Source organism: Arthrobacter sp. E44, assembly GCF_041877125.1.
In the GTDB taxonomy this organism is placed as follows: Bacteria; Actinomycetota; Actinomycetes; order Actinomycetales; family Micrococcaceae; genus Arthrobacter.
The window spans coordinates 21,411-44,822 of record NZ_JBHDJA010000022.1 but is presented as its reverse complement, the minus strand read 5'-3'; the positions used below and the strand labels follow the sequence as shown (position 1 = coordinate 44,822).

At 67.5% G+C, this 23,412-nt stretch carries 19 protein-coding genes, 6 tRNA genes and 2 pseudogenes; 19 read left to right on the top strand and 8 right to left on the bottom strand.

Annotated features, from left to right (window positions below):
• Positions 1–52 precede the first annotated feature (52 nt).
• Both ACETK3_RS17385 and ACETK3_RS17380 read right to left on the bottom strand, forming a co-directional pair.
• Entirely contained in the window at positions 53–928 is an 876-nt protein-coding gene (locus ACETK3_RS17385) for a cytochrome (protein ID WP_237430280.1), read from the bottom strand.
• Between the two features lie 106 nt (positions 929–1,034).
• Positions 1,035–1,106, bottom strand: a tRNA-Val gene (locus tag ACETK3_RS17380).
• Between the two features lie 306 nt (positions 1,107–1,412).
• On the opposite strand from ACETK3_RS17380, the gene ACETK3_RS17375 reads away from it, so the two are divergent.
• From ACETK3_RS17375 to ACETK3_RS17345, 7 genes and pseudogenes are all read left to right on the top strand, one after another.
• Positions 1,413–1,485, top strand: a tRNA-Gly gene (locus ACETK3_RS17375).
• A 47-nt stretch (positions 1,486–1,532) separates the two neighbouring features.
• Positions 1,533–1,603: transfer RNA gene (locus ACETK3_RS17370), tRNA-Cys, on the top strand.
• Between the two features lie 38 nt (positions 1,604–1,641).
• Positions 1,642–1,713 (top strand) — tRNA-Val (locus ACETK3_RS17365).
• 54 nt (positions 1,714–1,767) lie between these two features.
• Positions 1,768–1,840 (top strand) — tRNA-Gly (locus tag ACETK3_RS17360).
• A gap of 34 nt (positions 1,841–1,874) precedes the next feature.
• Positions 1,875–1,949: transfer RNA gene (locus ACETK3_RS17355), tRNA-Val, on the top strand.
• Between the two features lie 137 nt (positions 1,950–2,086).
• A complete protein-coding gene (locus ACETK3_RS17350) occupies positions 2,087–2,356 on the top strand; it encodes an antitoxin (protein ID WP_373462176.1) in 270 nt (89 codons plus the stop codon).
• Positions 2,357–2,529: 173 nt separating this feature from the next.
• Positions 2,530–3,766: pseudogene (locus tag ACETK3_RS17345) on the top strand (benzoate/H(+) symporter BenE family transporter).
• On the opposite strand, the gene zapE reads toward ACETK3_RS17345, so the two are convergent.
• Positions 3,763–4,800, bottom strand: a complete 1,038-nt coding sequence (gene zapE, locus ACETK3_RS17340; RefSeq protein ID WP_306969769.1) for a cell division protein ZapE — start codon at positions 4,798–4,800, stop codon at positions 3,763–3,765. The pseudogene ACETK3_RS17345 and the gene zapE overlap by 4 nt on opposite strands.
• Before the next feature lie 214 nt (positions 4,801–5,014).
• Between zapE and ACETK3_RS17335 the strand changes: the two genes are divergently transcribed.
• From ACETK3_RS17335 to ybaK, 3 genes are read left to right on the top strand one after another with little or no spacing between them, the layout of a single operon-like run.
• Positions 5,015–5,938, top strand: coding sequence for a sulfurtransferase (locus tag ACETK3_RS17335; RefSeq protein ID WP_237430277.1), 924 nt, complete (start codon positions 5,015–5,017; stop codon positions 5,936–5,938).
• A 30-nt stretch (positions 5,939–5,968) separates the two neighbouring features.
• Positions 5,969–6,430: a SufE family protein gene (locus ACETK3_RS17330; protein WP_236802103.1), complete on the top strand. Its 462-nt coding sequence runs from the start codon at positions 5,969–5,971 to the stop codon at positions 6,428–6,430.
• A gap of 10 nt (positions 6,431–6,440) precedes the next feature.
• Positions 6,441–6,941, top strand: a complete 501-nt coding sequence (gene ybaK / locus ACETK3_RS17325) for a Cys-tRNA(Pro) deacylase (protein ID WP_237430276.1) — start codon at positions 6,441–6,443, stop codon at positions 6,939–6,941.
• Here ybaK and ACETK3_RS17320 read toward each other — a convergent pair.
• The 3 genes and pseudogenes from ACETK3_RS17320 to ACETK3_RS17310 all read right to left on the bottom strand — a co-directional run bounded on the left by ACETK3_RS17320 (position 6,924) and on the right by ACETK3_RS17310 (position 10,669).
• A pseudogene (locus ACETK3_RS17320) lies at positions 6,924–7,777 on the bottom strand (SDR family NAD(P)-dependent oxidoreductase). The gene ybaK and the pseudogene ACETK3_RS17320 overlap by 18 nt on opposite strands.
• A 47-nt stretch (positions 7,778–7,824) precedes the next feature.
• Complete coding sequence (locus tag ACETK3_RS17315) at positions 7,825–9,396, bottom strand: succinic semialdehyde dehydrogenase (RefSeq protein WP_237430275.1); 1,572 nt, start codon at positions 9,394–9,396, stop codon at positions 7,825–7,827.
• A 1-nt stretch (position 9,397) separates the two neighbouring features.
• Positions 9,398–10,669 carry a S9 family peptidase gene (locus tag ACETK3_RS17310; protein WP_237430274.1) on the bottom strand — a complete coding sequence of 424 codons (1,272 nt, stop codon included), beginning with the start codon at positions 10,667–10,669 and terminating at the stop codon, positions 9,398–9,400.
• Positions 10,670–10,827: 158 nt separating this feature from the next.
• Between ACETK3_RS17310 and ACETK3_RS17305 the strand changes: the two genes are divergently transcribed.
• The 9 genes from ACETK3_RS17305 to ACETK3_RS17265 all read left to right on the top strand — a co-directional run bounded on the left by ACETK3_RS17305 (position 10,828) and on the right by ACETK3_RS17265 (position 20,972).
• Complete coding sequence (locus tag ACETK3_RS17305; RefSeq protein ID WP_236802098.1) at positions 10,828–11,319, top strand: hypothetical protein; 492 nt, start codon at positions 10,828–10,830, stop codon at positions 11,317–11,319.
• A 59-nt stretch (positions 11,320–11,378) separates the two neighbouring features.
• Positions 11,379–11,837 carry a peptide-methionine (R)-S-oxide reductase MsrB gene (gene msrB, locus ACETK3_RS17300; protein ID WP_237430494.1) on the top strand — a complete coding sequence of 153 codons (459 nt, stop codon included), beginning with the start codon at positions 11,379–11,381 and terminating at the stop codon, positions 11,835–11,837.
• A 233-nt stretch (positions 11,838–12,070) separates the two neighbouring features.
• Positions 12,071–13,438 carry a DUF6421 family protein gene (locus ACETK3_RS17295; protein WP_237430273.1) on the top strand — a complete coding sequence of 456 codons (1,368 nt, stop codon included), beginning with the start codon at positions 12,071–12,073 and terminating at the stop codon, positions 13,436–13,438.
• Positions 13,435–14,178, top strand: coding sequence for an SDR family oxidoreductase (locus ACETK3_RS17290; RefSeq protein WP_237430272.1), 744 nt, complete (start codon positions 13,435–13,437; stop codon positions 14,176–14,178). Before ACETK3_RS17295 ends, ACETK3_RS17290 begins: the two co-directional genes overlap by 4 nt.
• Before the next feature lie 40 nt (positions 14,179–14,218).
• Positions 14,219–15,316, top strand: a complete 1,098-nt coding sequence (locus ACETK3_RS17285; RefSeq protein ID WP_237430493.1) for a low specificity L-threonine aldolase — start codon at positions 14,219–14,221, stop codon at positions 15,314–15,316.
• 58 nt (positions 15,317–15,374) lie between these two features.
• Positions 15,375–16,064 (top strand): DUF3000 domain-containing protein, encoded by a 690-nt coding sequence (locus ACETK3_RS17280; protein ID WP_237430271.1) that lies wholly within the window; start codon positions 15,375–15,377, stop codon positions 16,062–16,064.
• A 12-nt stretch (positions 16,065–16,076) separates the two neighbouring features.
• Positions 16,077–17,411 (top strand): HRDC domain-containing protein, encoded by a 1,335-nt coding sequence (locus ACETK3_RS17275; RefSeq protein WP_236802095.1) that lies wholly within the window; start codon positions 16,077–16,079, stop codon positions 17,409–17,411.
• Between the two features lie 121 nt (positions 17,412–17,532).
• Positions 17,533–18,813 (top strand): acetyl-CoA C-acyltransferase, encoded by a 1,281-nt coding sequence (locus ACETK3_RS17270; protein WP_236802094.1) that lies wholly within the window; start codon positions 17,533–17,535, stop codon positions 18,811–18,813.
• Positions 18,810–20,972 (top strand): 3-hydroxyacyl-CoA dehydrogenase NAD-binding domain-containing protein, encoded by a 2,163-nt coding sequence (locus ACETK3_RS17265; RefSeq protein ID WP_237430270.1) that lies wholly within the window; start codon positions 18,810–18,812, stop codon positions 20,970–20,972. The genes ACETK3_RS17270 and ACETK3_RS17265 overlap by 4 nt, the downstream gene beginning before the upstream one ends.
• A 45-nt stretch (positions 20,973–21,017) precedes the next feature.
• On the opposite strand, the gene ACETK3_RS17260 is transcribed toward ACETK3_RS17265, so the two are convergent.
• Complete coding sequence (locus tag ACETK3_RS17260) at positions 21,018–22,622, bottom strand: ABC transporter ATP-binding protein (RefSeq protein WP_237430269.1); 1,605 nt, start codon at positions 22,620–22,622, stop codon at positions 21,018–21,020.
• The gene (locus tag ACETK3_RS17255) at positions 22,615–23,403 is read right to left on the bottom strand and encodes an energy-coupling factor transporter transmembrane protein EcfT (RefSeq protein ID WP_237430268.1); all 789 of its coding nucleotides are present in this window, start codon (positions 23,401–23,403) and stop codon (positions 22,615–22,617) included. The genes ACETK3_RS17260 and ACETK3_RS17255 overlap by 8 nt, the downstream gene beginning before the upstream one ends.
• Between the last annotated feature and the right edge of the window lie 9 nt (positions 23,404–23,412).

Sequence of the window (23,412 nt, the reverse complement as noted above, 5' to 3'; positions counted from 1 at the left end):
GCGGCAATTGGAACCTATCCAGTTTAGGTGCAGTGCTGATGGCTGCACGGAGCTAAGCCGTGCGCGCCTGGACAGCTCCTGCCTGGGCGAGCGGCGGAGGTGCGATAGGCAGCAGCGCCGTGCCGGCACCGATCGTGTCGGCGTTCAGTTCCCAGACCCGGCGCAGCGCGCAGAATTTCCACCAGTGGTGCTTAAGGACTTCAGGGTTTGCCCGGACGGGCCGGACCTCTGTCTCACCGATGGCGACCGCCAGCAGGACGGGATTTTCCCCATACTTCCAAGGCTCCCAGGTTCCCGCCTCCGCATCCACGAGGCTCTCTTCCGCCTTCATCCCAGCCACCAACTGCATGACCACTTTGTTATCCAGGGGCTTGACCAGCCCGTCCCGGGTGGTGCCCTTGGTCTTGTAGTCAATCAGGCAGACGCGCCCGTTGATACGTGCTACGAGGTCCAGGGTTCCGGCGTAACCGACGGAATCGTTCCACACCGTGATCTCGGGAGCGATGGGCTCCACCCGGAAAAGTTCCCACCATTCATCGAAGCGCACCGCGAAGGCTTCCTCGCCGTTGGCGGCCAGGGCCTCGCGGGCTTCCTTCATGGCGTGCGGCCGCCCCAGTGCGCGCAGCGCCACCTGTTCGCAGTAGTTATGGACGCGGTCGCCGCGCCGGGCGGCGTCATCCCGGTAGGTTTCGGCAGCCTTGGCGGCACGGTTGATGGCCTGCTTGATCTTGGCAGGGCTGCCCAGGCAGTCCGAGAGCAGCGGGTCATTGGCCAGGCTGCTGGCACCCATGTAACCGAACCAGCCGTCGAGGCCGTGTGGCTGCTGGCTGATCACGGTGGTGATGGAAGGGACGGCGAACTGCTCAGACGTTGACCGTGCGTACATCCGACCGTATTCGGTGGCATGGGCGAGAAGCGGATCAGTCATACAAAAGACTCTTTCACAGGGGGCCGACAAAAGCTCCGGGAGCCGGAGCTGCACACGAAAAAAGGTCCGCTTCCGCTGCTGATGAGCGGAAACGGACCTCTGCGGGTGGGCGATACTGGGTTCGAACCAGTGACCTCTTCGGTGTGAACGAAGCGCGCTACCACTGCGCCAATCGCCCCGATGCATTTGAATGCTAGCCCACCTCTGCCCCATTTCAAAAATCGGCCTCGGCGCCCTCGGCGCCTCCCGGCAAAAGTGCCTCCAGCAGCACCTCCCACCAGCAACCCGGCCGCGGGAGACCGCCAGACGCCGTCGTAAAATTACACAGCTGTAAGTCACTAAACCCCCGGAATCACGCGGAAGCGGGGGGCATCCCGCATCAGGCGGACGGAGCGATTTGGAGTTTCCCGGAACCTCCTATATTGTTTTTACTCGTTGGAACGCGAGGAAATGCCGGAAACGGCAGGGAATCAACCTCCAAAATGCGGACGTAGCTCAGCTGGTAGAGCACCACCTTGCCAAGGTGGATGTCGCGAGTTCGAATCTCGTCGTCCGCTCGCAGGACACTGTCACAGCAAACGTTCCCAGGAACCGAAGCTAACACGGTGGGTTGGCCGAGAGGCGAGGCAGCGGCCTGCAAAGCCGTATACACGGGTTCGAATCCCGTACCCACCTCGGTGAAAACCATGGATTCCGGATCTTTCGGATTCAATGGGCGATTGGCGCAGCGGTAGCGCGCTTCCCTGACACGGAAGAGGTCACTGGTTCGATCCCAGTATCGCCCACTGGCAAGGAAACTTGCCCGCAGTACCACCGGTTTACCGGAACATCCTGCATCCGCGGACGTAGCTCAGCTGGTAGAGCACCACCTTGCCAAGGTGGATGTCGCGAGTTCGAATCTCGTCGTCCGCTCTCTTTTTATCCCATTTGCCGGTCTTCCGGTTCCGGGCGATTGGCGCAGCGGTAGCGCGCTTCCCTGACACGGAAGAGGTCACTGGTTCGATCCCAGTATCGCCCACCACGAAAAGCAGCTCTCCGGAGCTGCTTTTGTCGTTTCGGGTATCCGCTGCTGGCGAACGCAATTCCCTTGGCACCCCTTCTCCGCCCCCGATAGGATCGAATGCGCGAGGAGCAACCTGGCTCCGCGATAGAAGGGAGGTGCTCGTGGGTTTGATTGACGATCTAAAGGGCAAGGCTCAGGGTCTCATCCGCGGTAACGAGCAGGCCATCAAGAACGGCATCAGCAAGGCCGGCGATTTCGTCGACACCAAGACCGGCGGCAAGTACGCAGGCCACGTCGACAAGATCCAGGATGGCGCTTCCAAGCTCGTGGACAAGAACGGAACCCCGGGCCAGGCACCTGCCACCGGGCAGGTTCCCCCGGCTGCTCCTGCAAATCCGGTTCCGCCGGTTGACAGGGCTCCGTAAAGGATTTGGCCAGGGCCTTGCCCTAGCACGTCAACGGGGCGCGGGTCCCGCCGCGAGGCGGCGCCCGCGCCTTTGGCGTTTAAGGACTGTCTATACGCGGCACAGTTGAGGCCGGTTGACCGCGATGCCGTTGCAATTCCCGCTTCCCCAAGCCCCACCGGTAACCTGCGGATATGCCCAAGCCCCCCGCACCTTCCACCACTCCACCTGCCGGCCGGACCCGGATCGAGTCCCGTCCGGTGGTGGCCGGCATCGTCACCGCGCTGGTGGGCTTCACCTCGTCGTTTGCCGTCGTCCTGGCCGGGCTCAGGGCAGTGGGCGCCGATCCCGCGCAGGCAGCGTCCGGCCTGCTGGCGCTGACGCTCGCCGTCGGCCTTGGCGTCCTTGTCCTCGCCTGGCGCTCCAAGGTTCCGGTAACGCTGGCCTGGTCCACGCCGGGCGGGGCGCTGCTTGCGGCGTCAGGGATGCCCGACGGCGGGTGGCCGTCTGCCGTCGGGAGCTTCATTGCCGCCGGGGTGCTGCTGGCCCTGACCGGCCTTGTGCCGGCGCTCGGCAGGGTGATGGCGAAGATCCCCTCCTCCCTGGCCCAGGCGATGCTGGCCGGGGTCCTGCTGCAACTCTGCCTGGCCCCCTTCAAGGCGCTGGGCACGGTGCCCGTGTTTGTGGCGCCGGTAATTCTCTGCTGGCTGGTGATGATGAAGTTCGCTCCGCGGTGGGCCGTGCCCGCTGCCTTGCTTGTGGCCCTGGCCGTGATCGGTGTTTCGTTGGCCTCTGCCGGCACGTCCGTGGATTCGGGTGCCCTGATGCCTGCACTAACGTGGACCACGCCCGCATTCAGCCTGCAGGCCATGGCAGGGATCGCCCTCCCGTTGTTCGTGGTGACCATGGCCTCGCAGAACGTGCCCGGCGTAGCGGTGCTTCGTTCCTTCGGGTATGAAACACCTTGGCAGCCGGCCATGCTGGTCACGGGAGCGGGAACTGTTGCGGCGGCGCCATTTGGCGGCCACGCCATCAACCTCGCGGCGCTGAGCGCGGCGCTGGCCGCCGGCGATGAGGCCGGCGCCGACCGCAGCAGGCGGTGGGTGGCCGGCTTCACGTCCGGACTGCCTGGTGCTGGCCGCCTTCTCCACCGCCCTGGTCTCCGTGGTGAACCAGGCGCCGGCGGGAATGCTCGAAGCCGTGGCGGGTCTGGCCCTGCTGGGCACGCTGGCGTCAGCCGTGTCTGCCGCGCTGGCGGACCCGGAGGACCGCATCGCGCCCGCCGTCACCTTTTTGATGGCAGCTTCGGGCCTGGCCTTTGCGGGCATTGGTTCAGCATTCTGGGCACTCCTGGCCGGCCTGGTGGTCCGGGCAACTCTGGTCAGGCGGCAGAAACCGGAACGCAGCGGCGGTGAACCGGGAACCCGCTAGGAAGGTTCGTGGTTCTGGCCTTCGCGCGCCAGGGCTGTAAGGCGGGACACGGCGCGGAAGTACTTCTTCATGTACCCGCCGGTCATCATTTCCTCGGTGAACAGCTTGTCGAACGGAACACCGCTGGCCAGGATCGGAACGTCCTTGTCGTAGAGGCGGTCCGCCAGCACCACGAAGCGCAGCGCCACAGCCTGCTCGGTAATGGTTTCCACGTTGCGCCACACCACACCGTCAATGCCGTCGATCAACTGGCGGTAGCGGCTGGGGTGCACGCCGGCGAGGTGGTGGATGAGCGTGGAAAACTCGTCCTGTGCCACGGTCTTGCCGTCGAACTCCGCCTTCATGTGGGCATTCAGCTCGCTGTTCCTCAGCGGGGCCGGTGCCGCGGGGAGGCCGCGGTGCCGGAAGTCCTCGCCGTCGATGCGGATGACCTCGAACTGGTCTGCCAGCACCTGGATTTCGCGCTGGAAGTCCACGGCGGCGAACCGGCCGTCGCCCAGGGAGCCCGGCAGGGTGTTGGAGGTGGCGGCAAGTTTGACGCCGGCGTCGGCCAGTTCCCGCATGAGCCGGGACATCAGGACGGCGTCGCCCGGATCGTCCAGCTCGAATTCGTCGATGCAGACCAGTTGGTAGCTGCTCAGGGCGTCCACGGTCTTGCGGAAGGAGAGGGCGCCCACCAGGTTGGTGTACTCCACGAAGGTACCGAAAGCCTTGGGGCCCGGGGCTGCGTGCCACAGGGACGCGAGCAGGTGCGTCTTGCCCACGCCGAAGCCGCCGTCCAGGTAAATGCCGGCCCTGGACTCGTCCTTCTTGCCGAACAGCTTCTTGAAAAGCCCGCCCCCGTTGCCCGACCCCACGCCGTCGGCGAATCCCTGCAGTTCACGCACTGCGGCGGCCTGGCTGGGCTGTTTGGGGTCCGGGCGGTAGCTCGAAAAGGAGACCTCGCCAAACCGCGGCGACGGGTAGAAGCCCTTGAGGAGCTCGTCCACCGAGACTGCCGGGGTGCGGGCGGCAAGCTGTTCGATCTGTACCAAGGTGGTCCGTTCTGCTGGTGGTTGGTCCCCAGAAAGGATACCGGCAATGCGGACCGTACCCGGGCGGGAGGCCGTCCTGCCGCCCGCCACGTGATGAAGGCAACATTTCCCCCTGTTAACGGAATACGGACAACCTCCCGGGCGCTGGCTAGGGTGGGAAGAGGTTCCAACGCATGTTCCGCGGTTTCCCGTGCTCTTACTGAAAGGCCAAGCCATGCCCTACCCGGTTGAACAGAATGAGAAGTTCGCAGCCTATGCCCACCCGGAGCGGCTCGTTTCCACCGAGTGGCTCGCAGCTGCCATCGAAGGCGGCGCAGTGGCAAACGGCGAACTCGTCGTGGTGGAGTCCGACGAGGACGTGCTGTTGTACGAGACCGGCCACATTCCGGGCGCGGTCAAGATCGACTGGCACACCGACCTGAACGACGAAGTGTCCCGCGACTACGTTGACGGCGCCGCATTCGCCGAACTGGCCGCATCCAAGGGAATTTCCCGGGACAGCACCGTGGTGATCTACGGCGACAAGTCCAACTGGTGGGCTGCCTACGCCCTCTGGGTGTTCACGCTCTTCGGCCACCAGGACGTCCGGCTGCTCGACGGCGGCCGGGACAAGTGGGTTGCCGAAGGCCGGGAACTGACCAAGGACAAGCCAACGCCTGTCCGCGGCAACTACCCGGTGGTCGAGCGCGATGACGCTCCCATCCGGGCCTTCAAGGACGATGTCCTGGCCCACCTGGGCAAGCCGCTCATCGACGTCCGCTCCCCCGAGGAATACACCGGCCAGCGCACCCACATGCCGGCCTACCCGGAAGAGGGCGCGCTGCGCGGCGGACACATCCCCACCGCTGCGTCCGTCCCGTGGGCCCGCGCCGCTGCCGCCGACGGCACCTTCCGCAGCCGGGAGGAACTTGAGGCGATCTACCTTGGCGAGGCCGGCCTGGCCCAGGGTGACGACGTGGTGGCTTACTGCCGCATCGGCGAACGATCCAGCCACACCTGGTTCGCGCTCAAGTACCTCCTGGGCTTCGATTCCGTCCGCAACTACGACGGATCCTGGACCGAGTGGGGCAACGCCGTGCGCGTTCCCATCGTCAAAGGCGCTGAGCGCGGGTCCGTACCCGTCGCCGTCGGAGCCTGACCCTCTGCTCCCCCGCGTAGACTTGGACCGATGACTACTCAAGCTTTGCCTTCCGCCCTGGCGGCGATTGTGGACGACTTCCAGGCCCTGTCCGAACCCGAAAGGCTTCAGTTGCTGCTGGAGTTCTCGGAAGGACTGCCGGAGCTCCCCGACCGGCTCAAGGACCACCCTGAGCTCCTTGAGCAGGTGGTGGAGTGCCAGTCGCCGCTGTTCCTCACCATCGAGACAGAGTCCAACGACGCCGGTCCCGCCGGCGAAGTGCGCCTCTACTTCAAGGCTCCCGCCGAGGCTCCCACCACGCGGGGTTTTGCCGGTGTCCTGCACGAGGGGCTGGACGGCCTTTCCGCAGCAGAGATCCTGTCTGTCCCGGATGACATGCCGGAACTGCTGGGGCTCACCCGCGCCATCACGCCGCTGCGCATGCGCGGCATGACCGCCATGCTGGGCAGGATCAAGCGCAAGGTGGCCGCCGCGTCCGGCGCCCAGTCCTGACCGCCCATTCATGGCGCGCAGAAACTCAGCCCAGGGAACCCCGGCTACAGCGGCATTGACCGCGGCCGGGGTTCCCTTTGTGCTGCACCCGTACACCCACGATCCCTCCGCCGCGAGCTACGGCGCCGAAGCTGCGCAGGCCCTGGGCATGGATCCGTCCCGCGTCTTCAAGACGTTGATGGTGGACGTTGAGGGCAGGCTCGCGGTGGGCATCGTTCCGGTGAGCGGGGCCCTCGACCTGAAGGCCATGGCCGCTGCCATGGGCTCCAAAAAGGCTGCCATGGCCGATCCTGCTGCAGCCCAGCGGCGCACCGGATACGTCCTGGGTGGCATCTCCCCGCTGGGCCAGCGCCAGCCGTCCCCCACGGTGCTGGATTCCAGTGCCCTGGCCCTGGACACCGTGCTGGTGTCCGGCGGCAGGCGGGGCCTGGATATTGAGCTCGCCCCAACTGACCTGGTCCGCCTGACGGGCGCGGTCACCGCCCCCATCAGTTCACTTCCGGCCGGGTAAACCTCCGCCGTTCGCAGACTTTTCAGGACCAGTGTGCCGGCCGGTGAAATTGTCCATGGTCCGGTTGACTCCGAGGACGTCCATGAGCCGGTCAAAAACGCTGACCGGAAGGATACGGAGGACCGGAAGCAGGTTCACCAGGGGCGGCAGGACCAGCTTCCTGTGGCCGGCCTCGATGGCATCGAGGACCTTGGCGGCCACGTCCTCTTCCTGGAGGATCGGGAGGAGCATGGGCCAGCGGGTCTGGACGCCGGCGAACATCCCGGTGTCGATGTAATACGGGCACACCACCAGCGTGTTGACCCCGAGTTGGGCGGCACGGACCTCGGCGCGCAGAGACTCATTGAAGCCGAAGGGGCGAACTTGCTGGCGGAGTAGTCAGTCTGCCTGGCGACCCCCACCAGTGCGGCGGCGCTGGCAACGGTGACGACGGTTCCGTGGCGCCGGCTTGCCATCCCGGCGAGGAACGCGCGCGTCACCCAATACAGCGCCATGACGTTGACCTTCATGGTCCGTTCGATGGCCTCATCCGTGGTATCAAGGAGCGGTTGGCCGCTGACCACCCCGGCATTGTTGACCAAGACATCCACGGGCCCGGCCGCAGCGGCGGCCGTCACCACGGCTTCCCGGTCAGTGACGTCGACGATCCGGGCCTCGGCCGACCCTCCTGCGGCGCGGATCTCGTCACGAACCGCTGCCCCTGCTTCAGCATCTACATCCCAGATCACCACCCGGCTTCCGCGCCGCGCCGCTCCCAGCGCCAGGCGGCGGCCCAGCCCGCTTCCACCTCCCGTAATCAACAGTGTTGCCCCGGAAAGTCGGGTTCCTCTGGCCATGTCGGTTCTCCTGGTGTTTGGTGGAACGGGTGTGGGCAGGGCAAGCCCTACCGTCTGCGGGGGAAGCGGCCCATGAGGGTGACTGCGCCCTTCATGATGCGGGCGTAGGCGCGGTTGGACATGCCGGGGGTTGGCGCCACCCTGAGCAGCCGCTGCACGGCAATGGTTTGCGGCTCGGTGTATTTGAGGATGCCTTCCCGGCCGTGGCGGCGTCCGGCGCCGGAGTCCTTCATCCCGCCAATCGGCGCGTCATGGGAAGCCCAGGTTGCGGCATAGCCTTCGTTGACGTTGACGGTTCCCGTCAAAAGCCGGCGGCCCACCTCTTCCCCGTGGCGGGCAGACCAGACGCTGCCGTTCAGCCCAAAGTCGGAATCATTGGCCATTGCCACGGCTTCGTCGTCGTCCGCTGCCCGGTAGACGGCCACCACGGGACCGAACGTCTCCTCCCGGGCCAGGAGCATCTCCGGGGTGACTCCTGCCAGGACCGTGGGTTCGTAGAACAACGGTCCCAGGTCCGGCCTCCGCCGTCCGCCGGCGAGGAGTTGTGCCCCCTTGGCCAGCGCGTCCTGGACGTGGCGGTCCACGCGCTCCACCTGTGCCACGCTGATGAGTGACCCCATGCCGATGTCCCAGTCCGGTCCCGGGCCCATCCGGATCGCCTTCACCTGGTCAGTAAACGCCGCGAGGAAACCGGCATGCACGTCAGCATGGACGTAAATCCGTTCGATGCTCACGCACAGCTGCCCGGAGTTGGAAAAACAGGCGTGGACGGCGCCGCTGGCTGCCTTGGCAACGTCCGCATCGGCCAGCACCAGCATGGGGTTCTTGCCGCCAAGTTCGGCGGAGAAGCCGATCAGCCGCTCGCCGCATTGCCGGGCCACGGTCTTGCCGGTCTGCGAGGAACCGGTGAACATCAGGAAGTCCACCCGCCCGATCAAGGCGGGGCCAATCTCTGTGCCTGGTCCCGTGACGATCTGGAACAGGTCCGCGGGCAGGCCGGCCTCGCGGAGCAGTTTGAGCATCAGCAGGGCCGTGAAGGGCGTCTGGGAATCCGGCTTCAGGACGATGCCGTTGCCTGCCAGGAGGGCGGGCAGGGCGTCGGAGACCGCGAGGGTAAGCGGGTAGTTCCAGGGGCTGATGACCCCCACCACTCCCTTGGGCACACGGTATTCGGTGGTGCGGGTCAGGACAGGGGCGGCCCCCTTCCGGCGCCGCGGCCCCAGGTACCGCTCGGCGCTGCGCTCGTAATAGTTGGCCGTCAGCACGACGTCCGCGAACTCCTCAAAGGCACTCAGCCGGGCCTTGCCGCTTTCGGCCTGCACCAGGTCCAGGATGTCCTGTTCCCGGTCCAGCAGCAGCCTGCGGAAGCTGCGCACCACCGCCCGGCGTTCGGTGACCGGGAGCCCGGCCCAACGCTGCTGGGCGAGGCGTGCGCGGTCAACGGCGGCGCCGACGTCGTCCGTGGTGCACACCGGCACTTCGCCCACCAGGGTCCCGTCGAAGGGGGCGTGGGAAGCCTGGCTTGGCCGGCCTGCTGCGGCCGCCACCAGTTGGGAAAGATCCGCAGCCAGGAGCCGCCCCCGGTCAATCAACGCCCCGGTCCCCTGTTGTTTCGCCATGTCACGCCCCCGTTGCGGTGTGTTGTGCCGCTGATTCCGGGCCAGGCCTGGAACCGGGATTGAGGCGGGGCGCAAGCTGTTGACGGAGCCAGGCCTTCACCAGCCGCTCCCAGCGTTCGGGATCGACGTTCCATTCCTTGGTGTGCCGCGCATGGTTGAACGTTTCGAAGGTCACCATCTCCGGGTTCCGTTCAGCCAGCAGGGCGGAGGGTCCGTACGGTACGTACTCGTCGTCGACGCTGTGGATGATGAGGGTGGGCGTGCGCAGTTCGACGGCCCGGGACACCCAGTCCATGACTTTGAGGTCCACCGGTGCGGACAGGCCGGTGAGCCTGCGTCCCAGTGGATGGCCCAGCATCAGCTGCCCGTACCTGCCCACCAGCGACGGGATCCGGTTCAGCTGCGCGTGGTGCGCCAGGACGGTGACCCAGTCGATGACCGGTGCGTCGAGCACCATGGCCCGGATCAGGTGCCGGTGGCGGGAGAGGTCTGCGGTCTGCAGGCAGATGGCTCCGCCCATGGACCAGCCGAACAGGACCACTTCCTCGGCACCGTGGGCCAGGGCGTAATCGATGGCGGCTTCGATGTCCTGCCACTCCGTTGAACCCAGGCCATACCGTCCATCGTCAGCCGAGGGCGCCAGTCCGTCGTTCCGGTAGGACACCAGCAGGCTGGTCAGTCCCAGTTCCAGGGCCGGGCCCACCGCCCGGAGGGCCTCCTGCCGGGTGGCACCGCGGCCGTGCACCATGATGGCCCAGGTGCGGGCCGTTCCCTTGGCGCGCACCAGCCAGGCCGGCGCTTCGCCCCGCTCGACGGGAATCAGCACATCTTCGGCAGGAATCCCGACGGCGGCCGGGTCCGGGTAGGTGGCGCCGCTCCACCATCCCCAGCGCGCGGTTGAGAGGTCCCCGCTGTAGACGGCTTCGACCTCGCGCAGGACCGTCCGTTCCGCCGGTGAGTAGGAAATGATGCGGCCGATGCGGGCGTGGCCCTTGCCGCCGTCGAAAAAGAATCCGTAGACCCCATCCACCGTGGTGTCATCGTTGGCAGCCAGGATCACCTGCTGCTTTTGCCCGTCACGGATCACGGCCAGCACTTCCTTGTCCGCCGCCCGTTGCCGGGCCGGGGTGATTACGCGGCGGGCGAAGTACACGGCGAGCGCTGAGGACCCTGCTCCCAGCAGGCTTGCCACCGAGCCGCCGGCAATCGCCCCGCCGATGGCCCACTTCGCCCCCGGCGACATGCCGCCGGAGTCCCGGGTGGGTGCAGTCATTGCAGGGCGCGCTCGCCGGAAAGGTGCCATGGGACTATTCTTACCGGCCCTGCCGCCGATACCTGCATTCCAGGACGGGACCGGCACGTCGCCCTGCGGCGTGCGGCGTGCACCGGAAGTGCAGTGCAGGCCTCCCCGCGCGGCGCTAGGCTAAGGCCATGAGTGATCCCATCGTCATCCTGACCGAAGAACCACTGGGCGCGGAAGACCGCCTGAACATTGAACGGCTGGTGGATGGCGGGGACAGCCGCCTGCTGGTCCTGGTGCCGGCAAACACGGAGCGGCACCTGCTGGTGGACTTCCTCGAAAACCTGTCCCTGCTGGACGTTGCCAAGGCATTCCGTGAGCTCGCGGCACGCAACCCGGACGCCGCCGTCGAACGGGCCCACGCGGACGAAACCCTTGCGGCATCACTTGCTGCGCTGGAGGGGCTGGGTTCCGGGGTGACCGGCCAGGTGGTGGACGGCAAGGCCGTGGACAGCCTGGTGGCCAAGGTCCGGGAAACCGGAGCGTCCCAGGCCGTGGTGATCACCAGGCCGCATGCCGTGGCCGACACCTTCCACACGGACTGGGCCAACAAGGCACAGGACCAGCTGGGCGTCCCTGTGCTCCATCTATACGCCGGTTCGGGATTTATCGGCGACTCCTGAGCGTTGGAAATGCTATGAGCATCTTTGGAAACAGCATCTTCGGTAACAAGGCAACGGACATGATTGGTGGCGGCCAGGAAAGTGCCGCACGGGCAAACGCGGTCCAGAAAACCGACGCCCAGTGGCGGGAGGAGCTGACCCGGGAGGAGTACCACGTCCTCCGCCAGGCCGGGACGGAACGGCCTTATACCGGCGAGTACTGGGACACCCATACCGAGGGCGTGTACCAGTGCCGTGCCTGTGGTGCCGAACTGTTCACCAGCAACGAGAAGTTCGATTCGCACTGCGGCTGGCCCTCCTTCTGGGCTCCGCTGGCTGAGGGGAAGGTCCGCTACATCCACGACCGCACCCTGGGTATGGAACGGATCGAGGTGCGGTGCGGGTCCTGCGACTCCCACCTGGGCCACGTGTTCGAGGGCGAGGGCTATGGCACACCCACCGACCAGCGCTACTGCATCAATTCGGTGTCCCTCCGGCTGGTCAGCAAGGACGACGCCGAAGGCGGTTCGCAAGGCTAAGGCGCACCCCCGGCCCCCGGGCCAGGCGGGCCCAGGCGCACCATCACAGGCCAAGCACCAAGCAAGGCCTCCCCAGCCCTCGCGCTGTTCCAACAGCCGGGGGCTGGTCTCGTACCAGGCCCGCACCCACCGAGCATAAGTCTTTCTTACTCATCCGACCTTCGGGCATAAGCCGTTCTTGCCGCTTGTTACGCTCACCAGAGAGACGCAAGCACCCAGAAAGGCAGCCGACGATGACAGAGACCCTGACCACCGCTGTTACCGGTATTTCCCCCCAGAACCAGGACTGGCTCCGTCTGAAGACGGCAGCCACGGCACTGCAGGCGCTGCAGGTCAAGGACGGGTCCATCCCGGATCCTGCCGATCACATTGGGGCAGCCGACCACGTGGAAACCATCGTGACGGCGATCAGGGCCCTGTCCCCCGCCTTCCCGCACGACGCCGCTTACCTTGAGGCTGCCTGTGCCGACTTCGAGGTCTGGGCCGCCGGCGGCTTTGCGGTGCCGGACTTCCTGTCCTCCCTGCTGGCGTTCCAGCCGCAGGAACTGCGCCAGGACGGCCTGCAGCATCTGGTGGTCTTTCCCATGTACACCCAGAACGGCAGCAGCAACCGCCTGGTGGAGGCCGTGCTGGTCGAGGTGATCTGGCCGGAGTTCATCAACGGGCTGGAAGCAGGGGGATACTCCAACAAGCTGTTCGTCCCCATCCGGTTCGTCGACTTCACCCCGGGCTACGACACGAACTCTGCCGTCCTGTTCCCCGAGACGGTGGCGGTCAGCCAGACCCCCACCTTTACCTGGGGTGCCATCTTCGCCGACCGCGAGGCCGCCCGGTTCCGCCGCGTCCTGAAGGCCGCCGCGGAGATCACCTCCCTGGAACTGCCGGAAGGCGCCGCGGAACTCCTGGCGGACCAGGACCTCACCGAGGCCACGTTCGTGATGTGGGACCTGATCCACGACCGGACCCACATGCGTGGCGACCTGCCTTTCGACCCCTTCATGATCAAGCAGCGCATGCCCTACTTCCTGTATTCGCTGGAGGAACTGCGCTGCGACCTCACCGCTTTCCGCGAGTCTGTGCGGATCGAAAAGGACGAGGACGCCGACCCCGAAGCCCGGCGGCACGCGAAGCTGGTGCAGTACGCCATCATCTTCGACCGCATCTTCCGCTTCGCCATCACCGGCAGCCGGATCCGCAACTACGACGGCCTCGGCGGCCAGCTCCTCTTCGCCTGGCTGCACCAGCAGCACGTGCTGCATTGGACGGACACGCGGCTTACCATCGACTGGGATGAGGTGGCGGACGCCGTCATCGCTTTGGGAGCCGGCATCGACGAACTGTACTGGCGTTCCATCGACCGGCCCAAGACCGCCCACTGGCTGGCGGCCTACAAGCTGGTGTCCGCCACCGTCACCCCGAACCCGGCCTCCGTGTGGGCCAAGGGCCCGGATGCGCTGCCGCTGGCGGGGACACCCCGCGGCCTCACGGACCAGGTCCTGGATGACGAATTCCCGCTGTCCATGTTCTACGAGGCACTGGAGAAGAAGATGCGCCCGGTTATTGAGTCCACCGCCGGCATCACCGGCCGTTCCGCGCTGTGACAAGTACGGCCACAGGCGCCGCGACTGGCTCTGCGCCGGCGCGCGTCCTGGTCACGGGCGGCAGCGGCGCCTCGGGGATCGCCGTGGCCCGCGCCCTCGCCTCGGCCGGCCACCGCGTGGCCACGGTGGGCTCGGATGAGGCCAGGATCAGGGCGGCCGCGGAGAAAGCGGGCGACGGCGTCACCCCCTTCACGTGCGACCTGGCGGATTTGGAAAACGTCAGGAAGCTGCGCGGCGAGGTCGGCGCAGCATTCGGGCCCGTGGACGCCGTGATCCACCTGGTGGGTGGCTGGCGCGGGGCCAAGGGGATCCCCGACCAGACCGACGACGACTGGGACTTCCTGGAACGCGGCGCCGTCACCACGCTGCGGAACGTGTCGCGGGTCTTCTTCGAAGATATCGCGGCGTCCGCCTCCGGCAGGTTCGTGATGGTGTCGTCCACCGCGCTGGACAAGCCCACCGCGGCAGTAGCCAGCTATGTCGCAGCGAAGGCAGCGGCGGAAGCCTGGACCATGGCCGTGGCCGACGGCTTCCGCCGGGCGTCCGAGGCCGGCGGCGGCAACGCCGCTGCCGTCGTCCTGGTGGTCAAGGCGCTGGTGGACGACGAACTCCGCCGCGCCCACCCGGAGCGGAAGTTCCCCGGGGCGACGGACGTGGCCGACCTTGCTGCCGCCGTCGTACGGCTTTTCGGCACCCCGTCCACCGAACTCAACGGTGCCCGGCTCCGGCTGGCGGACTGACGGCCGTGACTGTCCCTAAACTGAAAGCGTGAGCATCCCTATGACGACAACAGCAGAAACCGGCACGGCGCTGCGGCTGCACGATCCCAACGTGCGCGGCTTCGCTTCGGACAACTATTCCGGCGTCCACCCTGAGGTTTTGGCGGCCCTGGCCGCGGCCAATGAAGGGCACCAGGTCTCCTACGGCGAAGACGACTACACCGCACGGCTGCAGGAACTGATGGTTGAGCACTTTGGGCCCGGCATTGAATGCTTCCCGGTGTTCAACGGCACCGGAGCCAACGTCCTGTCCCTGCAGTCCCTGCTCCCCCGCTGGGGTGCCGTGGTCTGTGCCTCCACCGCCCACATCAACATGGACGAAAACGGTGCTCCGGAACGCATCGGCGGCCTCAAGCTCCTGCACGTTCCCACCCCCGACGGCAAGCTGACCCCCGAACTGATTGACCGGGAGGCCTGGGGCTGGGGCGACGAGCACCGGGCCCAGCCGCTGGCCGTGTCCATTACCCAGACCACGGAACTGGGCACCTGCTACACACCGGAAGAGATACGCGCCATTGCCGACCACGCGCACGCCAAAGGCATGAAGCTGCATATGGACGGCGCGAGGCTGGCCAATGCGGCCGCCCACCTTGGCGTGCCCCTGCGCGCCTTCACCAGGGACGCCGGGGTAGACATCCTGTCCTTCGGCGGCACCAAGAACGGACTGCTCTTTGGCGAAGTGGTCGTGGCGCTGAACCCGGAAGCAGCCCACGGCCTGCTCTACCTGCGCAAGATGGACATGCAGCTCGCCTCCAAGATGCGCTTCATGTCCGCCCAGTTCATCGCTTTGCTGGAAGGCGACCTGTGGCTGCGCTCGGCCTCGCACGCCAACGCCATGGCTGCCCGGCTCCGCGCCGCCGTCGACACCATCGACGGCGTACGGCCCACCCAGAAGACCGAATCCAACGGCGTCTTCGCCGTCCTGCCTCCCGGAGTGGCGGACAGGCTGCGCAACTCCTTCCGGTTCTACGACTGGGACGAAGCCACAGGGGAAGTCCGGTGGATGTGTTCCTTTGACACCACCGAGGAGGACGTTGATGCCTTTGCCGCAGCAATCCGCCATGAGCTCCGGGATTACCGGGACCCGCAGGCCGGCTGAGCGTCCGCTGACGGCGAGCCTTCCTGCCCCGCACCGCCCCGCACCGTAATCTGCCAAGGTGAACGCACTTGACCAGGTTCCCCCGGATTTTCTCCATGCCTTGGGAACCCTCAGGAAAGCCCGGTGCCGCAAGGAACTGCGGCTCGCGGAGATCCCTGCCCCTGCACGCCTGGCACCCTTCGCCGTCGCGCTGGGCGCCGAAGTCATGGCGCCCGGCGTTGCTACGCCTTCCACCCCCGTGCACGGACCGGCGGCGCTGGCCTTCGCCGCCGCCTCCGGAACGGCCGGCCCTGCGGCGGATGAGGACGAAACGGAACTCGCCACCGGGCGCTTCATCCTGCTGCACGACCCCGAGGGCTCCGCGGTGTGGGACGGGGAATTCCGCATCGTCACCTACATCCGCGCCGAGCTGGAACCGGAGATGGGTAACGACCAGATGCTGGGGACCGTGGCGTGGACCTGGCTGGTAGAGGCACTGGAAAACCACAAGGCCGGCTACCGGGCAGCGGGCGGTACCGCAACCCGGGTCCTCTCCGAAAGCTTCGGCACCCTGGCGGAGCGGCCGGGGTCGATCGACATCGAACTCCGGGCCTCCTGGACCCCCGATTCCTCCGACGTCCAGGCCCACCTTGAGGCCTGGTCCGACATGGTGTGCACGTTCGCCGGCCTCCCACCGCTGCCCGACGGCGTCACCGCGCTCCCGCCCCGCCGCCGAAGCCAACAGAACGGTTATGGCACAGCCCGGTAAACTGGGGGCATCATGACCCTAAACACTCCGGAAAACACCACAGCCGGCGTCCCGGCTGCTGCTGCCGCACCCCACATCACCGTGGAGGGCTTTGACAGCCCCATCCCCGAAATCATCGACCTTGACGCTCCACGGGATGGCGTTCCGCTGGTTATCGAGACCCAGTCCGGCCTGGAGCGCTGCGCCGCTGCCATCGCCGCCGGGACCGGACCCGCGGGGGTGGACGCCGAACGCGCTTCCGGCTTCCGCTACGGGCAACGCGCCTTCCTGGTGCAGATCCGCCGCGAGGGCGCCGGCACATGGTTGATCGATCCGGAGCCGTTCGGAAACCTGGAGATTATCAACGACGCCCTGCGCGGCGTCGAGTGGATTTTGCACGCTGCCAGCCAGGACCTGCCCTGCCTGTCCGAGCTGGGCATGTGGCCGGACAAGCTCTTCGACACCGAACTCGCCGCCCGGCTTGCGGGGCTGCCCCGCGTAGGGCTGGCCGCGGTCATCGAACAGCTGCTGGGGTTCGGGCTGGCCAAAGAGCACTCCGCGGCCGACTGGTCCACCCGCCCACTGCCTGAGCCATGGCTGCGCTACGCTGCACTTGACGTCGAAGTCCTGGCCGAACTGCGCGAGGAACTCATCGAACTGCTGCAGGCCAACGGAAAACTGGAGTACGCCGAGCAGGAATTCGCAGCCATCCTGGCAGCCGGCATCGCTCCCCCGCGCGTGGACCCGTGGCGCAAGACCTCCGGCCTGCACCAGATCCGCGACCGCCGCCAGCTCGCCGCGGTCCGCGAGCTGTGGCTGGAACGCGATTCGCTGGCGCAAAAACGCGACGTGGCCCCCGGCAGGCTGCTTCCCGATTCAGCCCTTGTGGCAGCGGCGAAGGCCATGCCGACCACTGTTCCGCAACTGCTCACCACCAAGGGGTTCCACGGCCGAGCCGCACAGCGCGAAGCTCCCCGCTGGCTGCGCTGCATCTCTGCGGCCCGCGCCTTGGAGGAACTGCCTCCGCTGCACCTGGCCACCAACGCTCCGCCGCCGCCCCGGGTCTGGGCTGACCGGGATCCGGAAGCAGCCGCCCGCCTGGCCACGGCCCGGCCCCTGCTCCAGGCGAAGGCCGAGGAACTGGACCTGCCGCTGGAAAACCTTTTGACCCCTGACTACCTGCGGCGGGTGGCGTGGCGGCCGCCGGCCGAGGTCACGGAGGATTCGATCGCCGCAGAGCTGCTGGCGCTCGGCGCCCGAAAGTGGCAGGTTGAACTCACCGCTCCCCTGATCGCCGGTGCGTTCCTGGACCCGCAGCCGCTGCCGCCCAAGGAGGCCAAGGCGCCCGCAACGGCGGGCGGCCAGTAGCCCGCGCGATTCCAGCCCTTGCAGGCTAAGTTACTCACGAGTAACATCGATGTGACCCACGTCAGGCTGCTGCCGTCCTTCGGCATGCACCGGCGCGTTACGTCTCGATGAGGAGTTACACGTGAGCCAGCACGGAAGCGGCGCATCCCAGCGCACTGTCCGCGACGTCGTCTTTGTGGACGGCATCCGCACACCCTTCGGCAGGGCCGGCGAGAAAGGAATCTACGCCGGAACCCGGGCCGACGACCTGATCGTGAAATGCATCCGCGGCCTGCTGCGCCGCAACCCGTCCCTCCCGCCGGAGCGGATCGATGAGGTGGCCATTGCCGCCACCACCCAGACCGGCGACCAGGGCCTCACGCTGGGCCGGACCGCGGCCCTGTTGGCCGGCCTGCCCCGCTCCGTCCCCGGGTTCGCCATCGACCGCATGTGCGCCGGCGCCATGACTGCTGTCACGACGACGGCCGGCGGCATCGGCTTCGGCGCCTACGATGTGGTGATTGCCGGCGGCGTGGAGCATATGGGCCACCATCCGATGGGCTCCGGGGCGGACCCCAATCCGCGGTTCATGTCCGAACGCCTGGTGGACCCTGCGGCCCTGAACATGGGCAACACTGCAGAGAACCTGCACGACCGCTTCCCCGCCATCACCAAGCAGCGCACCGACGCGTACGCGGTGGCCTCGCAGGACAAGCTGGCAGCCGCCTACCAGGACGGGCAGATCCAGCCCGACTTGGTTCCCGTCGCCGCCCGCAAGCCCGGCGAGGGCTGGACGGTGCACAGCAAGGACGAGCCTCCCCGGCCCGGCACCACCCTGGACGACCTGGCCGGTCTGCGTACGCCGTTCCGCGCACACGGCCGGGTCACCGCCGGAAACGCGGCCGGCCTCAACGACGGCGCAACTGCGGCGGTCCTGGCATCCTCCGACGCCGCCGCAGAACTGGGCCTGCCGGTGAAGATGCGGCTGGTCAGCTACGCCTATGCCGGCGTGGAGCCCGAAGTCATGGGCATCGGCCCCGTCCCCGCCACCGAAAAGGCGCTGCAGAACGCAGGACTGACCATTGATGACATCGGCCTGTTCGAAATCAACGAGGCATTCGCCGTCCAGGTCCTGAGCTTCCTGGACCATTACGGCATTGCCGACGACGACCCCCGGGTCAACCGGTACGGCGGCGCCATTGCGGTGGGCCACCCGCTCGCTTCCTCCGGCGTGCGGCTGATGATCCAGCTGGCCCGCCAATTCGAGGAAGACGCGTCCGTCCGTTACGGGATCACCACCATGTGCGTCGGCCTGGGCATGGGCGGCACCGTGATCTGGGAAAACCCGCACCACCCCGACTACAGTGGAACCCCCTCCGGCGAGACCGCCGCCGCTACCGTTTCCGAAGGAGCCCTGGCATGAGCGCCGCAGACTTCCGCAAGTTGGCCGACCTCTTCCCCAACGAAACCGTGACCCATTCCTACGTGCAGGACATCACCCTCCCGGCCACGGCAGGAAAACCAAGCCCCGGCACCTTCGCCCTGGTCACCCTGGACAACGACCTGGACCACACCAAGCCCACCACCCTGGGCCCCAACACCCTGGTGGAGCTGGGGACCGTGCTGGAGGGCCTGCGGGGCCGCGCGGCCCGCGGCGAAATCGTGGGCGTCGGCGTCACCGGCAAGCCGCATTACCTGGTGGCCGGCGCGGACCTCTCCGCCGTGAAGTCACTGGAAGAACGCGAGCACGGACTGTGGATGGCACAGCTGGGCCATGACGTCTACGCCACACTGGCCAACCTGGGCGTCCCCAGCTTCGCGTTCATCAACGGCGCTGCCCTGGGCGGGGGCCTGGAGATCGCCCTGCAGTCCACTTACCGCACGGTCTCCACGGGGGCCGGCGCCCTGGCGCTGCCGGAGGGATTCCTTGGCCTGGTGCCCGGCTGGGGCGGCGTCTACATCCTGCCCCGCCTGGTGGGTCCGGAGAACGCGGTCAAGGTCATGATCGAGAACCCGCTCAGCAACAACCGGACCCTCACCGGCACCCAGGCCTTCGCCATGGGCATCGCGGACGCCGTCTTCGAGCCCGCCGACTTCCTGGAACAGTCACTGGCCTGGGCAGCCGGCGTCATCTCCGGCGAGGTGGTCCCGGAGCGGCCCAACGCCGTCGACCCTTCCTCCCCCGACGCTGCGGCCCGCTGGACCGCCGCGGTTGAAGCCGGCCGCAGGTTCGTGGAGGGCAAGACCTCCAATGCCTCCCCGGCCCCCGCCAAGGTCCTGGAACTCCTCGAGGCCAACCGGACCATGACGGCCGCGGAATCCGCCGCCCTGGAATGCGAGACGCTGGCCGGACTCATGCAGACGGACGAGTTCCGTTCCACGGTCTACGCGTTCCTGGACCTGGTGCAGAAGCGTGCCAAGCGCCCCGCCGGAGCCCCCGACCGCAAGTTGGCCCGCCCCGTCACCAAGGTGGGCGTGGTGGGCGCCGGGCTGATGGCCGGCCAGCTGGCACTGCTGTTCGCCCGCCAGTTGAAGGTGCCGGTGGTCCTGACCGACATCGACCAGGCGCGGGTGGACAAGGGCGTGGCCTACGTCCATGCCGAGGTGGACAAGCTGCTGGCCAAGCAGCGCATCAGCCAGGACGCCGCCAACCGCACCAAGGCACTGGTGACGGGATCGGTGTCGAAAGAGGTGTTCGCGGACGCCGACTTCGTGATCGAGGCGGTCTTCGAGGAACTGCACATCAAGAAGCAGGTGTTCGCCGAGCTGGAGGGGATCGTGGGGCCGGAGTGCATCCTGGCCACCAACACGTCCTCCCTGTCCGTGACGGAGATGGCCGCCGACCTGCAGCACCCCGAGCGGCTGGTGGGTTTCCACTTCTTCAACCCGGTCGCCGTCATGCCGCTCCTGGAGATCGTCCGGGCCCCGCGGACCGATGACGCTGTCCTGGCCACCGCCTTCGAACTGGCCAAGGCCCTGAAGAAGACGGGCGTTCTGGTCAAGGACGCCGCGGCGTTCGTGGTCAACCGCATCCTGCTCCGGCTCATGGGCGAAGTGACGGCTGCGTTCGACGAAGGCACCCCGGCGGAAGTGGCAGACACCGCGCTGCGTCCCATGGGCCTGCCTATGACGCCTTTCACGCTGCTGGCCATGGTGGGCCTGCCGGTGGCACAGCACGTCCAGGAATCGCTGTATGCAGCTTTCGGGGAACGCTTCCCGGTGTCCGACAACCTGAAGAAGCTCATCGACAACAACGTCAAGGCGTTGTGGGAGGCTGCGCCGGACGGCTCGCGGGCCATCCCGGCTTCCACGTTGGAGCTGATGTCCTTCGGTACCAGCCCTTCCACTGGAGAGCAGGTGCTGCGCCGCGTCCAGGATGCCCTGGCTGAGGAAATCGGACTGATGCTGGACGAGGGCGTCGTGGCAGGGCCCGAGGACATCGACCTTTGCATGATCCTTGGCGCGGGCTGGCCGATGTTCCTGGGCGGCATCACGCCGTACCTGGACCGCGTGGGCGCCTCGGAACGGGTCAACGGCAAGCGTTTCCTGGCCCCCGGCGTCGCCTCACCGGCGCAAGGCTAGCAGCGGCAGGCTGCCTGGCCCGCAAGGGCCAGGCAGCACACGCGGTCAGGCCGGCACCAGCCGGCCGCCGTCGAGCGCCAGAATGCGGTCCGCCGCCGAGCGTGCATAGGCCAGGTCATGGGTGACCAGCACGACGGCGGCGCCCCCCGCCGCTGCTGACCGTACAGCGGCGTCGAGCAGGGCCAGCCCGTCCCCGTCCAGCGCCACGGTGGGCTCGTCCAGCGCCAGGACGGCGGGCTTGCGGGCCAGGACGGTAGCCAGGGCCAGGAGGCGCTGGGCTGACGCCGGCAGCTCGGCCGGATGGTCTTCAGCCGCAGCCGCCAGGCCCACCGCCCGCAGTGCCGCTGCGGCACGGTCCTTCACCGCTGCCGGACCCACCAGGCGGTCCAGCCCGAAGCTGACCTCCCGGTGCACGGTCCGCTCAAACAACTGGTCACGCGGCTGCTGGAACAGCAGGCCCACCGAGGCCGCGGTCCTCCCCACCGGGGTTCCGGCGATGTCAGTGCCGCCGACTGCCACGCGGCCAGATGTGGGCCGCAGCAGGCCGTTGAAGTGCCGCAGGAGGGTCGACTTGCCGGCGCCGTTGGGTCCGGTCACGGCCACGATCTCCCCCGGATGGACGACCAGGTTTATGTCCTGCAGCACCGGGGTTGAGGGTTTCCGCCTTAATACTTTCCGCTGTCTCCTGCCCCTGGGCGGTGCCGGGTAGCCGAAAGACACGCCCTGCAACTGCAGCGAAGGGGCACCGCGCTTGACTTTCAGTGTCCGCGGAAGGGAGCTTGCCGGAGCCTGCACGGTGCCAGGGCGCCGGATCGATGCCGGCAGCGACCCTGGACTGCTTTCCATGGCCGCCGGCGGACCGCTGGCGGTGACCGTACCGTCCGACAGCACCAGCCAGGTGTCGGCGCCCTGCAGCAGGGGATCAATGGTCTGGCTGAGGATCACGACGGCGGTGCCGCGGTTCAGGAGGTCGCGTACCAGTGCTGCAAGCTCCGCAGTCCCTGCCGCGTCCAGGGAGGCCAAAGGCTCGTCCATGACCAGTACCGGCGGCCCGGCGATGATCGCGCAGCCAATGGCCAGGCGGCGCAGTTGGCCACCGGAGAGCCGTGCCGGGTCCTCGTCCAGTTTGCACCGCAGTCCCAGCAGCCCCGCGGTGCGTTCCACCGCCGCCACCATGGCGCCGCGCTCGATCCCGGCGTTTTCCAATCCGAACGCCAGCTCCTCGGCCACCGTCGCCCGGACGGTGGACAGAACAGTGGCGGGGTCCTGCGGGACGAAACCCACCTGGCGGCCCCACTCGGCGGGATTGATCCGCGGATCCCCCGGGCCGCCGTCGAACTCCAACCTGGTGCCTGACAGCTCAAGGAATCCTGACAGGACTCCATGGCCGCCCGGTGGCAGCCAGCTGGCCAGGAGACGGCCCAGGGTGGATTTGCCGCTCCCCGAGGCGCCCAGGACGGCTGTGAAGGACCCGGGCGGAAAGGAAACACCCACCTCCCGCAGTGCCGGGGCTTGCCCGTCATGGAAGGTGAAATGCCGGATCCCGGCCGCGAGCACAGGCGCGGCAGCAGCACTGTCATTGCCCGCACTACTGTCATTGCCGGCCTTGCCTGCGTTCCGTGGGCCTTCCGTGGCCATGCGCTCAGCCACCCGGACCTGCCTGCACCAGGCGGAGCACCACCGCTGCCAGGGCCATCAACACCAGGACCGCGCGTGCGGCCCGCTGCAGGCTGGAATCAGGAACCTCGCGGAAGCTGGTCCGTGGGCCGGGATTGCTCAGTCCCCGCGCCTCCAAAGCCGCCGCCCTGGTTCCGGCATCCTCGATCAGGGACAGCACCAGGGGGACGGCCTGCAGCCGGAACGCGCCAACCCGGGACACCAGGCTGCGGGTGACCACCAGGCCGCGTGATTCCTGGGCCTGCCGGATCCGTTGTGCGCGTGCGGTGATGGCAGGCAGCAAGGTCATGGTGGACGCCAGCACGAATGCGAACCGGCCCTGCACGCCGCGGGCGGACAACGCGGCCACAAGGTCAGGCACCCTAACGCTGAAGGAAAACAGCAGCAGCGCCAGAACGACGGCGGCCAGCTGCAGGATCCGCCGGCACGCGAAGTCCAGGCCCTCTGCCGTGATGCGGGCAGGTCCCCACTCGGCCAGGACCGTGCGGCCTTCAGGGAAAAACAATCCGTGCAGGACAAGCAGTGACAGGCCAAGCGGAACCAGGACCGCTGCGGCCGCGGGCAGCACGCGGCGGGCTGTGCCACCTGCCAGCGACAGGCCAAGCGACGCGGCAACCACGGCGACTGACAGCTGCCAGCTTGCTGCCGCCGTCGTAATGGCCGCCGTGCTGCCGGCAGCCGCCAGCAGGGTCAGCGGATTAAGCCGCGTCCGCCTGGCGCCCGCCGCGGTCCTGCCTGCCGGGGATGCTGTCACAGGGTCCGG